Genomic DNA, 13,989 nt, shown 5'->3' on the forward strand with positions numbered 1-13,989 from the left:
GCCAAAGCTGCTCAGCAGGTAATCCGTGTACAACTCCAGTTCAGAATTTTTCATGCGCGTAGGCTAACAGGACAGGCGGCTGCGTAAGGTCAGTTAGAAACTCTTATCGGCGGCCTGATGGCCGGCATGCTGTATTCGCTGGTAGCTCTGGGCTTTGTCCTGATCTACAAGGCGTCAGGCGTCTTCAACTTTGCGCAAGGCGCGATGGTGTTGTTTGCCGCGCTGGCCATGGCCAGGTTCTCGGAATGGATTCCGAAGTGGACCGGCATTGACAACCTCATCGTTGCCAACCTGATCGCCTTTGTGATTGCCGCCGTATGCATGTTCATCGTCGCCTGGCTGATCGAGCGGCTGGTGCTGCGCCACCTGGTGAACCAGGAAGGCGCCACGCTGCTGATGGCCACGCTGGGCATTGCCTACTTCCTCGAAGGCCTGGGCCAGACGCTGTTCGGCAGCAACATCTACAAGATCGACATCGGCATGCCGAAGGACCCGATCTTCATCTTCGACACGGTGTTTCCCGGCGGCATCCTGGTCAACAAGGAAGACGTGATTGCCGCTGCCATTGCCGCCAGCCTGGTCATTTTGTTGAGCGTCTTCTTCCAAAAAACCACCACCGGCCGCGCCCTGCGCGCCGTGGCCGACGACCACCAGGCGGCCCAGTCGATCGGCATTCCGCTCAACCGCATCTGGGTCATCGTCTGGTGCGTGGCCGGCATCGTGGCGCTGGTCGCCGGAATGATCTGGGGCTCCAAGCTGGGCGTGCAGTTCTCGCTGACGACGATTGCACTGCGCGCCCTGCCGGTGGTAATCCTGGGCGGGCTGACGTCGGTGCCCGGCGCGATTCTGGGCGGGCTGATTATCGGCGTGGGCGAAAAGCTGTCTGAGGTTTACCTGGGCCCGTATGTGGGCGGCGGCATCGAGATCTGGTTCGCCTATGTGCTGGCACTCGTATTTTTGCTGTTCCGTCCGCAAGGCCTGTTCGGTGAAAAGATCATTGACAGAGTATGAAAGCCCCCACGCTTTTCACTTCGTGTAATGCGCTGCCCCCCGAGGGGGCCGCTGCCCTTGCAGGGCGCCACGCCGCCAGAGACGGTGCATCTGAAGGCTGTCCAAGCACGCGCAGGCGTGTTTGGAGCCGCAGTCTTCAGCCCACGGCCCGGCAAAGCCGGTTCCGTGGCCCTGACTGGCTTGGAGCGGCTCAGCGTCGGCTGTATTTTGCCTTTTACATTTCGCTTCTTTAACCGAATACTCCCATGCTCTACAGAGAAAACGGCCAGTTCAAGACCACCTACCGGGCTGACCAGCAGATCTTCCCGATCACCCAGGACCGCATCGCCATTGGCCTGATGCTGCTGTTTGCCTTTGTCGGCGTGCCGCTGATGGCCAGCGACTACCTGTATGCCTCGGTCCTGCTGCCGCTGGTCATCATGTCGCTGGCGGCCATCGGGGTGAACATCCTGGTCGGCTACTGCGGCCAGATCTCGCTCGGCTCGGGCGCCTTCATGGCGGTCGGGGCCTATGGCGCCTACAACTTTTTTGTGCGCGTTCCCAACATGCCACTGATCCCGGCCCTGATCCTGGGCGGCTTGTGCGCCATGTCGTTCGGCATTTTGTTCGGCCTGCCCAGCCTGCGCGTCAAGGGCCTGTACCTGGCCGTGGCCACGCTGGCGGCGCAGTTCTTCAGCGACTGGATGTTCCTGCGTATTAAGTGGCTGACCAACGATTCGGCATCGGGCTCGGTGTCGGTCAACCAGTTGCAGGTGTTCGGCCTGCCGATCCAGAGCCCGGCGTCCAAATACCTGTTCTGCCTGGCCGTGCTGGTCATCGTCGCCCTGCTGGCCAAGAACCTGGTGCGCGGCGCCATCGGCCGCGAATGGATGGCGATTCGCGACATGGACGTGGCGGCTTCGGTCATCGGCATCCGGCCCATGTATGCCAAGCTCAGCGCGTTTGCGGTCAGCTCCTTCATCATTGGCATGGCCGGCGCACTCTGGGCCTTCATCTACCTGGGCGCCTGGGAGCCGGCGGCTTTCTCGGTCGAAATTTCGTTTCGCCTGCTGTTCATGGTGATCATCGGCGGGCTGGGCTCGATCATGGGCGCCTTCTTTGGCGCGGCCTTCATCGTCGTGTTGCCGATTGCCCTGAACCGCTTTTTGCCGGCCTTCATGGACCTGTTCGGCATCGAAATTTCCACCGCCGGCGTGTCGCATGCCGAGCTGATGATTTTCGGCGGGCTGATTGTCTGGTTCCTGATCGTCGAGCCGCATGGCCTGGCGCGGCTGTGGTCCATGGCCAAGCAGAAGATGCGCCTGTGGCCCTTTCCCCACTGAAGGCTGCGGGCGGCAGCACCGGCTCATGGAAAGTGCTTACTGGCAACTACCGATGGCCGTCGCCGCGCCCGCCGTGTTTACTCAATGAACAACAAGGTTTTTTCACCGTGCTTCAACACTTTTATTCCAAGGAGACATCCATGAAGCTTTCCAGACTCGTGATTGCCGCAGCCGTGGTCGCCACCGGAGCGGCCTCGCTGTCCACCAGCGCCTTTGCGCAGGCCAAGGAGCAGTTCTTCCCGCTGCTGTCTTACCGCACCGGCCCCTATGCGCCCAACGGCACGCCCTGGGCCAACGGCAAGCAGGACTACATCAAGATGATCAATGCCCGGGACGGCGGCGTCAACGGCGTGAAGATCACCTATGAAGAATGCGAAACCGGTTACGCCACCGACCGGGGCGTGGAATGCTACGAGCGACTGAAAAATCGCCCTGGCGTGGCGCTGATTGACCCGCAGTCCACCGGCATCACCTTTGCGCTGACCGAAAAAGCCCCGATAGACAAGATTCCGCTGCTCACGCTGGGCTATGGCCTGTCGGTAGCGCAGGACGGCATGGCGTTCAAGTGGAACTTTCCTTTGATGGGCAGCTACTGGACCGCCGCCGACATCCTGATCCAGCACATCGGCAAAAACGCCGGCGGCCTGGACAAGCTCAAGGGCAAGAAGATTGCACTGGTCTACCACGACAGCCCGTTCGGCAAGGAGCCGATTCCGCTGCTGCAGGAACGCGCCAAGATGCACGGCTTTGACTTGCAGCTGTTGCCGGTAACGGCACCCGGCGTCGAGCAGAAAGCCGCCTGGCTGCAGGTGCGCCAGGCCCGTCCTGACTATGTGCTGCTGTGGGGCTGGGGTGTGATGAATTCCACCGCCCTGAAGGAAGCGCAGGCCACCGGCTTCCCGCGCGACAAGCTGTATGGCGTGTGGTGGGCCGGCGCAGAGCCGGATGTGCGCGACGTGGGCGAAGGTGCCAAGGGTTACCAGGCACTGGCCCTGAACGGCTCGGGCACCGAATCCAAGGTCATGAAGGACATCCTCAAGCTGGTGCACGACAAGGGCGAGGGCACGGGTCCGAAAGACGAAGTGGGCTCGGTGCTGTACGTGCGCGGCGCGATCATCCAGATGCTGAGCATCGAATCGGTGCGCCGCGCCCAGGAACGCTTTGGCAAAGGCAAGGTCATGACCGCGGAGCAGGTGCGCTGGGGCATGGAAAACCTGAACCTCGACCAGAAAAAGCTGGACGCGCTGGGCTTTGCCGGCGTGATGCGCCCGATTTCGACCAGCTGCGCCGACCACATGGGCTCGACCTGGGCGCGGGTGCAGACCTGGGACGGCAAGAAGTGGAACATGACGTCGGACTGGTACCAGTCGGACGACCAGATCATCAAGCCGCTGGTCAAGGCCGGCTCCGAGAAGTACCTGGGCGACAAGAAGCTGACCCGCCGCGACGCAGCGGACTGCCAGTCCTGATGAGGACGTGCGTTCCTGGCATGGCGGCAACGCCGCGCCAGGAACGCCATGTGCGGCTTCCTGTGCGGAGCCGCCAGGCCAGAGGCTTGCGCGCAAGCCTCTGGCCTGGCACAGACACGGAAAAGAAACCTTATGGAACCGAAAAAAATTGTCCTGAACGTTAACGGCATCGAGGTGATCTACAACCATGTGATCCTGGTGCTCAAGGGCGTGTCGCTGCAGGTGCCCGAAGGCAGCATCGTCGCCATCCTGGGCGGCAACGGCGCGGGCAAGACCACGACGCTACGGGCGGTTTCCAACCTGCTGCAGGGCGAGCGCGGCGAGGTTACCAAGGGCTCGATCGAGCTGCGCGGCGAGCGCATCGAAAACCTTTCCCCGGCCGACCTGGTGCAGCGCGGCGTGGTGCAGGTGATGGAAGGACGGCACTGCTTTGCCCACCTGAGCATTGAGGACAACCTGCTGACCGGCGCCTACACCCGCAGCAACAAGGGCGAGATCGCTGCCAACCTGGAGAAGGTCTACACCTACTTCCCGCGCCTGAAGACGCGCCGCACGTCGCAGGCCGCCTACACCTCGGGCGGCGAGCAGCAGATGTGCGCCATTGGCCGCGCCCTCATGACCAACCCGAGCATGGTGCTGCTCGACGAGCCGTCGATGGGCCTGGCACCACAGATCGTGGAGGAAGTGTTCAACATCGTCAAAGACCTGAACACCCGCGAAAAGGTCACCTTTTTGCTGGCCGAGCAGAACACCAACATGGCGCTGAAGTATTCCGACTATGGCTACATCATGGAATCGGGCCGTGTGGTGATGGACGGCATTGCCAGCGACCTGGCCAACAACGAGGACGTGAAAGAGTTCTACCTCGGCGTCGGTGGCGGTGAACGCAAAAGCTTCAAGGACGTGAAAAGCTACAAGCGGCGCAAGCGCTGGCTGGCCTAGATATGGCCCCCACGCTCCCCACTTCGTGTGGTTCGCTGCCCCCCGAGGGGGCCGCTGCGCCTGCGGTCTGGCAAAGCCAGTCCCGCGGCCCTGGCTGGGTGGGGACGACAGCCTCCACGCTTGTCGGTTGTCGGACTGTGCTGCCTTCTGAACAGTCCGTTTCCCCTGGAGCCTTACAAAGCCGATTCCGTGTTGCTGGCGGGCGAATGCTGTCTGAGCCAATAACTTCAACCCGTATTTCAGCGTGCTTTAACGCTCAACCCAACACCCTTTCATGACATCACACCACATGGATGCGCTGGAAACCCGCGCCCCCGCCGAACGCGAAGCCGCGTTGCTGGCCGCCCTGCCTGCGCAGATTGCCCATGCGCGCAGCGCTTCCTCCGCATTTGCCCAGATTCTGGCGGGTATCGATCCGGCTGCAATCACCAGCCGCACCGCGCTGGCCATGCTGCCCGTCACGCGCAAGTCCGACCTGCTGGCGCGCCAGCAGGCCGGGCGCGCTGAAAACGTGTTCGGTGGCTTCAGCACCCTGGGCTTTGGCGCGGCCATGCCGCGCGTGTTTTCCAGCCCTGGCCCGATGTACGAGCCCGAAGGCACGCGGCGCGACTACTGGCGCATGGCGCGGGCGCTGTATGCGGCGGGTTTCCGGCCTGGCGAACTGGCACATAACAGCTTCAGCTACCACTTCGTACCAGCCGGCTCGATGATGGAAAACGGTGCGCACGCGCTGGGCTGCACCGTGTTCCCTGGCGGCACCGGACAAACCGAGCAGCAGGTCCAGGCCATGGCAGAACTCAAGCCGGCAGGCTACATCGGCACGCCGAGCTTCCTGAAAATCATTGTTGAAAAAGCCGCAGAGATGAAGATTACGCTGCCCAGCGTGACCAAGGCGCTGGTGTCGGCCGAAGCGTTTCCGCCCAGCTTGCGCGACTGGCTGGCAGCGCGTGGCATTGCCGCCTACCAGTGCTATGCCACTGCTGACCTGGGACTGATTGCCTATGAAACCGAGGCGCGCGAAGGCTTGGTGATTGACGAAGGCGTGATCGTCGAAATTGTGCGCCCCGGTACCGGCGACCCGGTGCTTGAAGGCGAAGTCGGCGAATTGGTCGTGACCACGCTGAACCCCGTCTACCCGCTGATCCGCTTTGGCACCGGCGACCTGTCGGCCGTGTTGCCGGGACACTGCCCGAGCGGTCGCACCAACACCCGCATCAAAGGCTGGATGGGCCGGGCCGACCAGACCACCAAGGTGCGCGGCATGTTCGTGCATCCGGCGCAGGTCGCCGAGATTGCCCGGCGCTTTCCCGAAGTCATCAAGGCACGGCTGGTGGTCAGCGGCGAGATGGCGAACGACAGCATGAGCCTGCGGGTCGAGACCCGCTCTACGCCGGCCGGGCTGGACCAGCGCATCGGCGACGCGATCCGCGATGTCACCAAGCTGCGCGGCAAGGTAGAGCTGCTGGCCCCCGGCAGCCTGCCCAACGACGGCAAGGTCATCGAAGACGCGCGCAGCTACAAATAGCCCACAAAGGGAATGTCCCTAAGTAGTTCCCGCGATGCGTCCCGCCCAAAGCCCTTTTAAACTAGTTCCGCTTGTGTAAAAAAAGGAAACATCAATGAAACAACTGTTAGTTCTTGCCGCCGCTGCTGCCACCCTCTTCTCGGCTTTCTCGGCCAGCGCCCAAACGTTTCCCGGCTCCAAGCCCATCACCTTCGTGGTGCCTTTTGCCGCAGGCGGCCCGACCGACCGCGTGGCGCGCGACCTGGCCGAAGCGATGCGCAAGTCCATGGGCGGCGGCGCCAACTTCGTGGTTGAAAACGTCAACGGCGCCGGCGGCACCATCGGCGCCAACAAGGCCGCCAAAGCCGCGCCCGACGGTCACACCCTGCTGCTGCACCACATCGGCATGGCAGCCGCGCCCAGCCTTTACCGCAAGCTGCAGTACAAGCCGCTGGAAGACTTCGAATACCTCGGCATGATCAATGAAGTGCCCATGACGCTGATCGGCAAGCCCCAGCTGGAGGCCAACACCTACCGTGACCTGGAAAACTACATTCGCACCAATGGCGGCAAGCTCAATATTGCCCATGCCGGGCTGGGTTCCGCCTCGCACCTGTGCGGCCTGATGTGGCAGTCGGCCATCAATGCCAAAGAGGCCATGACGACGATTCCGTTTGGCGGCACCGCGCCGGCCATGAATGCGCTGGTTGGTGGCCAGGTCGACATGATGTGCGACCAGACCACCAACACCACCGGCCAGATTGAAGCCGGACGCGTCAAGGCCTATGCGGTCACAACGACCAAGCCCCTGAGCAACAAGCTGCTCAAGGATTTGCCAACCCTGCAGGAAATGGGCCTGAAAGGCTTTGACCTGACCATCTGGCACGGTCTGTACGCGCCCAAGGGCACGCCGCCTGCCATACTGGCCCAGATCAATACCGCCTTGAAGCTGGCACTCAAAGACCCTGACTTCATCAAGAAGCAGGAAGGCCTGGGTGCTGTCCTGGTGACAGACAAACGTGTCGAGCCAGCCGCGCACAAGGCCTTTGTGACAGCCGAGATTGCCAAGCTAAGACCCGTGATTGAAGCCGCCGGCAAATTTGCCGACTGATACGCCCCGCTTTTTCTGCACAGCCGTCCGGTGCTAGCCGGACGGCTTTTTTCATGCCCGCTTGATGCGCGCCTCGTCTCGGGATTAACCCTGTTGAAAATGCAACCGCGCACCGCTATGGTGAAAGCCAAAACACAAACGGAGTCTCTGCTAATGCTTTCTTTCAAGCCAAATCGCCGCTCTGCGCTCAACTGGTCTGCACTTATAGCTACTTTTTTCATAGTGCACCCGGTTTGGAGCCAGACGGCATGGCCGAACCGCCCGGTCAAGATCATCGTGCCGTTTGCCCCCGGCGGCACCACCGACATCCTGGCCCGGGCCATGGCGCCCGAGTTGCAGAAGGCCTTCGGCCAGCCCTTCGTGGTGGAAAACCGCGCCGGCGCGGGCGGCAACATCGGCGCCGACGCGGTCGCCAAGTCGGCGCCCGACGGCTACACGCTGCTGATGGGAACCGTCGGCACGCACGGCATTAACAAGGCGCTGTACAGCCGGATGGCGTTTGACCCGCAAAAGGACTTTGCGCCGATCACGCTGGTGGCCGGCGTGCCCAACGTGATGGTGGTCAATGCCGAAAAAGCCAAAGCGGCCGGCATCAGCAACGTGGCCGACTTCATCCGCGTGGCCAAGGCCAATCCGGGAAAGTTCAACATGGCTTCCAGCGGCAACGGCACCTCGATCCACATGGCCGGCGAGTTGTTCAAGACCATGAGCGGCACCTACATGATCCATTTTCCTTACGGCGGCTCGGGCCCGGCCCTGATGTCGCTGGCCGGCGGCGACATGGACGTGATGTTCGACAACCTGCCGTCGTCCATGCAGCTGATCAAGTCGGGCAAGCTCAAGGCGCTGGCCGTGACCAGCGCGCAGCGCTCGGCCGCGCTGCCTGATGTGCCGACCGTTGAAGAGGCCGGCGGCCCGGCGTTCAAGGGCTTCGAGGCCAGTTCCTGGTTCGGCCTGCTGGCGCCTGCCGGGACGCCACCCGAGATTGTCAACCGCATCCAGCAGGAGGCGGCCAAATCGCTCGGCACGCCGGCCATCAAGGAAAAACTGCTCGCGCAGGGCGCCATTCCCGGCGGCAACACGCCCGAGCAGTTCGCGGCCTTCATCAATGCCGAACACAAGAAATGGGCGCAGGTGGTGAAGACCTCGGGCGCCAAGGTCGATTGACACCGCCCTTGTCGCCAGACGCAAAAAAGCCCCGTTGACGGGGCTTTTTTGCGTCTGGGCGGTCTGGTAAAGACCTACACGCCCCAGACCACGTCTTCGCCGACTTTATGGTTCCATTGCAGCATGTCGATGAAAGGCTTGGCGCGCTGGTGCAAACCCACGCCTTCCGGCACGATACCGGGATCGTCCTCACCGGACTCTTCGAGCGCAATTGCGGCCTCCAGCGCCTTGACAGCGGCCGGCATTTCTTCGGACTGGATGATGCCCTTGGGGGAAGGCGTCTTGCCGATGATCTCCAGCATCCGGCGGCCAATCGACTCGAGCATGATCACATCACCCATATTTTTTGATTTGAATCTGTACAGCATTAAATGCTCCTCTGGTTAAAACAGCGAGTTCATTATCTGCAGCTTTGGCAAGTCTGTATGTAGGCCGGAGGCATTTCATGCAGCCGCCAGCCGTGGCCGCGAAAGCCCGTTCGCCAGGCAGCCAGTGTCAAGCAAAATAGCGTCCATGTTCAATATCGCCACTGTTCAAAAACCCGCCGACCAGTCCCTTCGCCAGGACGGACTGAGCCTGCTGATGCCTGCCGACTTCACGAGCAGCCTGCAACTTCCCGTCCCCTTGTGGACACAGGAATGGCAGGCACTGACCGAGTCATGGAACCGGCTGCCGCCCGACGCGCACCTGTTGGATGGCGGCAACTACCGGCGGCGGCGCCATGCCTGCTTCGTTCAGAACCTGGACGGCAGCGCGCTTGAGCAGACGCCGCACCGGGCCCACTGGCAGCCGACCGACTACAACGCGCTGCATGGCGGCTTCGAGCGCTGGTTTGACCCGGTCGAGCCGGCCGTGGCCGAAGCACCGGCCTGGCAGGACCTGCTGGCCAGCCTGGGCCGGCTGTTTGCGCAGGTCAAGGCCGTGCCGCGCTGGTACATCGAAGCGCACCAGTTCCGCATTGACACCACCGAAGGCGTGGGCCGGCCCACGCCCGAGGGTGCGCACCGCGACGGCGTGGATTTCGTCGTCGTGCTGCTGGTGGCGCGGCGCGACGTCAAAGGGGGCGAAACCCGCGTCTTCGATGCCCACGGCCCGCACGGCATGCGCTTTTTGATGCAGGAGCCGCTGACGGCGCTGCTCATGGACGACGCGCGGGTGATCCACGAAACCACGCCGATCTTCCCGGCCGACGGCCAGGACCGGCAGCGCGGTGTGCGCGACACGCTGGTGCTGACCTACCGGGCAGGCGGCTTCCAGGCCCCCTGACAGGCGGGTGCCTGCATCGCCGGGCGCCCGTTTCCTTTTCATGTCCTGCATGTTCCCAAGCCTCGTGAGGGGCTGCCGTAAACCCGCTTGACGAATTTACTTTAACCTTAAACAATTAAGGCTAGATCAATTTACAAGGCGCGCGTTTCATGCACATCCTTTGCCTGGGCGGCGGTCCCGCCGGTTTGTATTTCAGCCTGCTGATGAAGCTGCAAGACCCGGCCATCCAGGTCACGGTGGTCGAACGCAACCGCCCTTTTGACACCTTTGGCTGGGGCGTGGTGCTGTCGGACCAGACGCTGGCCAACCTGCAGGCCGCCGACCCGGCCAGTGCGAAACTGATCGGCGACGCCTTCAACCACTGGGACGACGTCGAGATGTTCTTCAAAAGCACCGCAGTGCGTTCGGGCGGCCACGGTTTTTGCGGCATCGGCCGCAAGCGGCTGCTCAATATCCTGCAGGACCGCTGCCTGGAACTGGGCGTCGATCTGGTGTTCGAGACTGACGTGAGCGACGACCAGGCGATCGCGGTGCAGTACGACGCCGATATCGTTATTGCCAGCGACGGCCTGAACAGCCGCATCCGCAGCCGTTACGCAGCGACCTATCAGCCTGATGTGGAATTGCGCAACTGCCGCTTTGTCTGGCTCGGCACCCACAAGACCTTTGACGCCTTCACCTTCGCTTTCGAGCAGACCGAGCACGGCTGGTTTGCCGCCCATGCCTACCCCTTCGATGCCACCACCTCGACCTTCATCGTTGAGACGCCCGAAGCGGTCTGGAAGGCGCACGGCCTGGACCAGATGAGCCAGCAAGACGGCATTGCATTTTGCGAGCGCCTGTTTGCCCAATACCTTGACGGCAACCCGCTGATGAACAACGCCACCCATGTGCGCGGCTCGGCCATCTGGATCCGCTTTCCGCGCGTGGTCTGCGGGCGCTGGGTGCACCACGAAACCATACAAGGCAAGCGCGTGCCCATCGTGCTGATGGGCGACGCGGCGCACACCGCGCATTTTTCAATCGGCAGCGGCACCAAGCTGGCGCTCGAAGATGCCATCGAACTGGCGCTTTGCTTTGCCGCGCACCCTGAAACCGACGACGCGCTGCAGGCTTATGAAGCGCTGCGTTCGGTCGAGGTGCTGAAAATCCAGAACGCCGCACGCAACTCGACCGAATGGTTTGAAAACGTCGAACGCTACAGCGGGCTGGAAGCCGAACAGTTTTTCTATTCGATGATGACGCGCTCACAGCGCATCAGCCACGAGAACTTGCGGGTGCGCGACGCCGCCTGGCTGCAGAACTATGAGCAGTGGCTGGCTGAAAAAGCCCCCACGCTTTTTACTTCGAACAATGCGCTGCCCTCCGGGGGCGCTACTGCGCCTGCGGTCGGGCAAAGCCAGTCCCGCAGCCCCGGCTTGAAAGACGAGGCGCCGTCGGAGGGCGGGCCTGAACAGGCTGAGAACGAACGGGAAAGTGCGACGAGCGCCAAATTCAGGTCAGTGCCACCGATGCTGCTCCCCCTTAAAGTGCGCAGCTTGACGCTGAAAAACCGCATTGTGGTCTCACCGATGGCGACCTACAGCGCGGTTGATGGCGTGCCGCAGGACTTTCATCTGGTGCATCTGGGCGCGCGGGCGCTGGGCGGGGCGGCGCTGGTACTGGTTGAAATGACGTCGCCCGAGCCCGAGGGCCGCATCACGCCGGCCTGCACCGGCTTGTGGAACGACGAGCAGATGCTGGCCTTCAAGCGGATTGCCGATTTTGTCCATGCCTCGGGCACGGGCGCAAAGATTGGCCTGCAGCTGGGCCACAGTGGCCCCAAGGGCTCGACCCAGGTCGGCTGGGAGTCGCCCGATGAGCCATTGCCTGCGGGAAACTGGCCGCTGCTGGCCGCCAGCGAAGTAACGTACGGCCCGACCAACCAGGTGCCGCAGGCCATGACGCACGGCGACATGCAGCGCCTGAAGGACAAGTTTGTGCTGTCCACGCGGCGGGCCGTAGAAGCCGGTTTTGACTGGCTGGAACTGCACTGCGCGCACGGCTACCTGCTGTCGAGCTTCATCACGCCGCTGACCAACCAGCGCAGCGACGACTACGGCGGCAGCCTGGAAAACCGCTGCCGCTACCCGCTGGAAGTGTTCCGCGCGATGCGCGATATCTGGCCGGCGCACCTGCCGATGAGCGTGCGCATCTCGGCCCACGACTGGGCGCCCGGCGGCAACACCGACGACGATGCCGTGCAGATCGCCCGGCTTTTCAAGGCCGCCGGCTGCGATGTCATCGACGTGTCGTCGGGCCAGACCACGCGCGATGCCAAACCGGTCTATGGCCGCATGTACCAGACGCCGTTTGCCGACCGCATCCGCAACGAGGTCGGCATCCAGACCATGGCGGTCGGCGCGATTTCCGAGGCCGACCAGGTCAACAGCATCATTGCCGCCGGCCGCGCCGACCTGTGCGCCATTGCCCGCCCGCACCTGGCCGACCCGGCCTGGACGCTGCATGAAGCGGCCAAACTGCAAAGCCGGCAAGTGAACTGGCCGCTGCCGTATTTGAGTGGCCGGGACCAGCTTTACCGTGAAGTTTTCAAGCAAAAAGAGGCCTTTGCGCAGGTGGGCGGGGCGCAAGCAGCTGTCAAATAAGGAGTTTGCAGGGGGCCGTTCGGGTTAGCGCAGCGTAACCCGACATCCGCGTTTGTGACGGTGTCTCTCGGGTTACGCCTGCGGCTAACCCGAGAAACGCACGATTTAAATAAAAAGAGGCTCTAGCGCACAGCATTCGGGCGCAAAAAGCTATCAAAATCATAGTAACTATGGGCCAGGCCAAGGAAAATAAAATGGACATGGAAGCAAGAGGCCACAGCGAGCACCCGCAAGCCCTGCGGCTCTGGCTGCGCATGCTGACGCTCACGCAACTGGTCGAAAAACAGGTGCGCAGCCAGTTGCGCGAGCGGTTCGAAACCACCCTGCCCCGCTTCGACCTGATGGCACAGCTCGAACGCAACCCCGACGGCCTGAAGATGAACGAGCTGTCACGCCGAATGATGGTGACCGGTGGCAACGTGACCGGCATCACCGACCAGCTGGTGGCCGAAGGACTGGTCGAGCGGGTCGAGGTTTCAGGGGACCGCCGCGCCTACCGGGTGCGCCTGACGCCGCGTGGCCGCAGCCTGTTTGGCGAGATGGCACACCAGCATGAAGGCTGGATCGTGAGCGCATTTGAAGGGCTTTCGCCCGAAGAAGTCCAGGCATTGCACCAGCTGCTGGGCAAGGTCAAGCAGCATTACAAAGACACCCCACTGGAAACTGCAGCATGAAGCACTACATCGGCCCGGCCAACCCCATGCATGCGCAGTTTGATGCGCTGGCACATCACCAGGCGCAGCACTTTGCCTATGCGTTTGACGGCGGCGTTGCCACCTTGACGCTGAACCGTCCGGAGCGCAAAAACCCGCTGACCTTTGAGTCCTATGCCGAGTTGCGCGACCTGTTTCGCGCACTGCACTACGCGACCGACGTGAAAGCCATCGTGCTGACGGGTGCCGGCGGCAATTTCTGTTCGGGTGGCGATGTGCATGAAATCATCGGACCGCTGACCAAGATGCGCATGCCCGAGCTGCTCGAATTCACCCGCATGACCGGCGACCTGATCAAGGCGATGCGCGGGTGCCCGCAACCCATCGTGGCGGCGATTGACGGCATTTGCGCCGGTGCGGGCGCCATGATGGCGCTGGCCGCCGACCTGCGGCTGGGAACGGCGCAGGCCAGGACCGCGTTCCTGTTCACCCGCGTCGGGCTGGCCGGCGCCGACATGGGCGCCTGCGCGCTGCTGCCACGCCTGATCGGCCAGGGCCGCGCGTCGGAGCTGCTGTTCACCGGCCGCGCCATGACGGCGGGCGAAGGTCTGCACTGGGGCTTTTTCAATGCGCTGCATGAGGCCGATGCGCTGCTGGGTGCGGCGCACACGCTGGCGCATGAACTGGCCAGCGGCCCGACCTTTGCCCACGGCATGACCAAGACCATGCTGCACCAGGAATGGGCCATGACGCTGGACCAGGCGATCGAGGCCGAGGCGCAGGCGCAGGCGATCTGCATGCAGACGCAGGACTTCACCCGCGCGTACCAAGCCTTCGCCGCCAAGCAAAAACCGGTGTTCCAGGGCGACTGAACCCGCCCCTCACGCGCACAGAAAGAC

The 13,989-nt window shown here is 62.7% G+C and carries 12 protein-coding genes; 11 read left to right on the forward strand and 1 reads right to left on the reverse strand.

All coding sequences use genetic code 11. From position 1 onward, the window contains the following. Window positions 1–117: 117 nt before the first annotated feature. The 7 genes from IWX85_RS14140 to IWX85_RS14170 all read left to right on the forward strand — a co-directional run bounded on the left by IWX85_RS14140 (window position 118) and on the right by IWX85_RS14170 (window position 8,526). A complete protein-coding gene (locus IWX85_RS14140) occupies window positions 118–1,011 on the forward strand; it encodes a branched-chain amino acid ABC transporter permease (protein WP_051983900.1) in 894 nt (297 codons plus the stop codon). A gap of 245 nt (window positions 1,012–1,256) precedes the next feature. Beyond that, entirely contained in the window at window positions 1,257–2,333 is a 1,077-nt protein-coding gene (locus IWX85_RS14145) for a branched-chain amino acid ABC transporter permease (protein WP_196870164.1), read from the forward strand. A gap of 140 nt (window positions 2,334–2,473) precedes the next feature. Beyond that, window positions 2,474–3,802: an ABC transporter substrate-binding protein gene (locus tag IWX85_RS14150; RefSeq protein WP_196870165.1), complete on the forward strand. Its 1,329-nt coding sequence runs from the start codon at window positions 2,474–2,476 to the stop codon at window positions 3,800–3,802. A gap of 132 nt (window positions 3,803–3,934) precedes the next feature. After that, complete coding sequence (locus IWX85_RS14155) at window positions 3,935–4,744, forward strand: ABC transporter ATP-binding protein (protein WP_036808708.1); 810 nt, start codon at window positions 3,935–3,937, stop codon at window positions 4,742–4,744. 274 nt (window positions 4,745–5,018) lie between these two features. Then, a complete protein-coding gene (locus IWX85_RS14160; protein ID WP_196870166.1) occupies window positions 5,019–6,269 on the forward strand; it encodes a phenylacetate--CoA ligase family protein in 1,251 nt (416 codons plus the stop codon). Between the two features lie 94 nt (window positions 6,270–6,363). Beyond that, on the forward strand, window positions 6,364–7,359 hold the full coding sequence (locus tag IWX85_RS14165; protein WP_036808692.1) for a tripartite tricarboxylate transporter substrate-binding protein: 996 nt from the start codon (window positions 6,364–6,366) through the stop codon (window positions 7,357–7,359). A 153-nt stretch (window positions 7,360–7,512) separates the two neighbouring features. Beyond that, window positions 7,513–8,526, forward strand: coding sequence for a tripartite tricarboxylate transporter substrate binding protein (locus tag IWX85_RS14170; protein ID WP_036808683.1), 1,014 nt, complete (start codon window positions 7,513–7,515; stop codon window positions 8,524–8,526). Window positions 8,527–8,600: 74 nt separating this feature from the next. Here IWX85_RS14170 and IWX85_RS14175 read toward each other — a convergent pair whose 3' ends face one another. Next, window positions 8,601–8,894 (reverse strand): DUF1840 domain-containing protein, encoded by a 294-nt coding sequence (locus tag IWX85_RS14175; RefSeq protein ID WP_036808682.1) that lies wholly within the window; start codon window positions 8,892–8,894, stop codon window positions 8,601–8,603. A 145-nt stretch (window positions 8,895–9,039) separates the two neighbouring features. Here IWX85_RS14175 and IWX85_RS14180 point away from each other — a divergent pair, with 145 nt between their 5' ends. The 4 genes from IWX85_RS14180 (at window position 9,040) to IWX85_RS14195 (ending at window position 13,962) form a co-directional block, all read left to right on the forward strand. Further along, window positions 9,040–9,792 (forward strand): 2OG-Fe dioxygenase family protein, encoded by a 753-nt coding sequence (locus IWX85_RS14180; protein ID WP_196870167.1) that lies wholly within the window; start codon window positions 9,040–9,042, stop codon window positions 9,790–9,792. Window positions 9,793–9,941: 149 nt separating this feature from the next. Continuing rightward, the gene (locus IWX85_RS14185; RefSeq protein ID WP_196870168.1) at window positions 9,942–12,437 is read left to right on the forward strand and encodes a bifunctional salicylyl-CoA 5-hydroxylase/oxidoreductase; all 2,496 of its coding nucleotides are present in this window, start codon (window positions 9,942–9,944) and stop codon (window positions 12,435–12,437) included. Between the two features lie 194 nt (window positions 12,438–12,631). Next, window positions 12,632–13,111: a MarR family winged helix-turn-helix transcriptional regulator gene (locus tag IWX85_RS14190; protein ID WP_036813129.1), complete on the forward strand. Its 480-nt coding sequence runs from the start codon at window positions 12,632–12,634 to the stop codon at window positions 13,109–13,111. Continuing rightward, on the forward strand, window positions 13,108–13,962 hold the full coding sequence (locus IWX85_RS14195; protein WP_036808679.1) for an enoyl-CoA hydratase family protein: 855 nt from the start codon (window positions 13,108–13,110) through the stop codon (window positions 13,960–13,962). Before IWX85_RS14190 ends, IWX85_RS14195 begins: the two co-directional genes overlap by 4 nt. Window positions 13,963–13,989 lie beyond the last annotated feature (27 nt).

Source organism: Polaromonas sp. CG_9.11 (assembly GCF_015752225.1).
Classification (GTDB): Bacteria; Pseudomonadota; Gammaproteobacteria; order Burkholderiales; family Burkholderiaceae_C; genus Polaromonas.

Bases quoted from the DNA above. Each gene is read 5' to 3' on its own strand.
- IWX85_RS14140 (WP_051983900.1), top strand. From the start codon at position 118: ATGGCCGGCATGCTGTATTCGCTGGTAGCTCTGGGCTTTGTCCTGATC.
- IWX85_RS14145 (WP_196870164.1), top strand. From the start codon at position 1,257: ATGCTCTACAGAGAAAACGGCCAGTTCAAGACCACCTACCGGGCTGAC.
- IWX85_RS14150 (WP_196870165.1), top strand. From the start codon at position 2,474: ATGAAGCTTTCCAGACTCGTGATTGCCGCAGCCGTGGTCGCCACCGGA.
- IWX85_RS14155 (WP_036808708.1), top strand. From the start codon at position 3,935: ATGGAACCGAAAAAAATTGTCCTGAACGTTAACGGCATCGAGGTGATC.
- IWX85_RS14160 (WP_196870166.1), top strand. From the start codon at position 5,019: ATGACATCACACCACATGGATGCGCTGGAAACCCGCGCCCCCGCCGAA.
- IWX85_RS14165 (WP_036808692.1), top strand. From the start codon at position 6,364: ATGAAACAACTGTTAGTTCTTGCCGCCGCTGCTGCCACCCTCTTCTCG.
- IWX85_RS14170 (WP_036808683.1), top strand. From the start codon at position 7,513: ATGCTTTCTTTCAAGCCAAATCGCCGCTCTGCGCTCAACTGGTCTGCA.
- IWX85_RS14175 (WP_036808682.1), bottom strand. From the start codon at position 8,894: ATGCTGTACAGATTCAAATCAAAAAATATGGGTGATGTGATCATGCTC.
- IWX85_RS14180 (WP_196870167.1), top strand. From the start codon at position 9,040: ATGTTCAATATCGCCACTGTTCAAAAACCCGCCGACCAGTCCCTTCGC.
- IWX85_RS14185 (WP_196870168.1), top strand. From the start codon at position 9,942: ATGCACATCCTTTGCCTGGGCGGCGGTCCCGCCGGTTTGTATTTCAGC.
- IWX85_RS14190 (WP_036813129.1), top strand. From the start codon at position 12,632: ATGGACATGGAAGCAAGAGGCCACAGCGAGCACCCGCAAGCCCTGCGG.
- IWX85_RS14195 (WP_036808679.1), top strand. From the start codon at position 13,108: ATGAAGCACTACATCGGCCCGGCCAACCCCATGCATGCGCAGTTTGAT.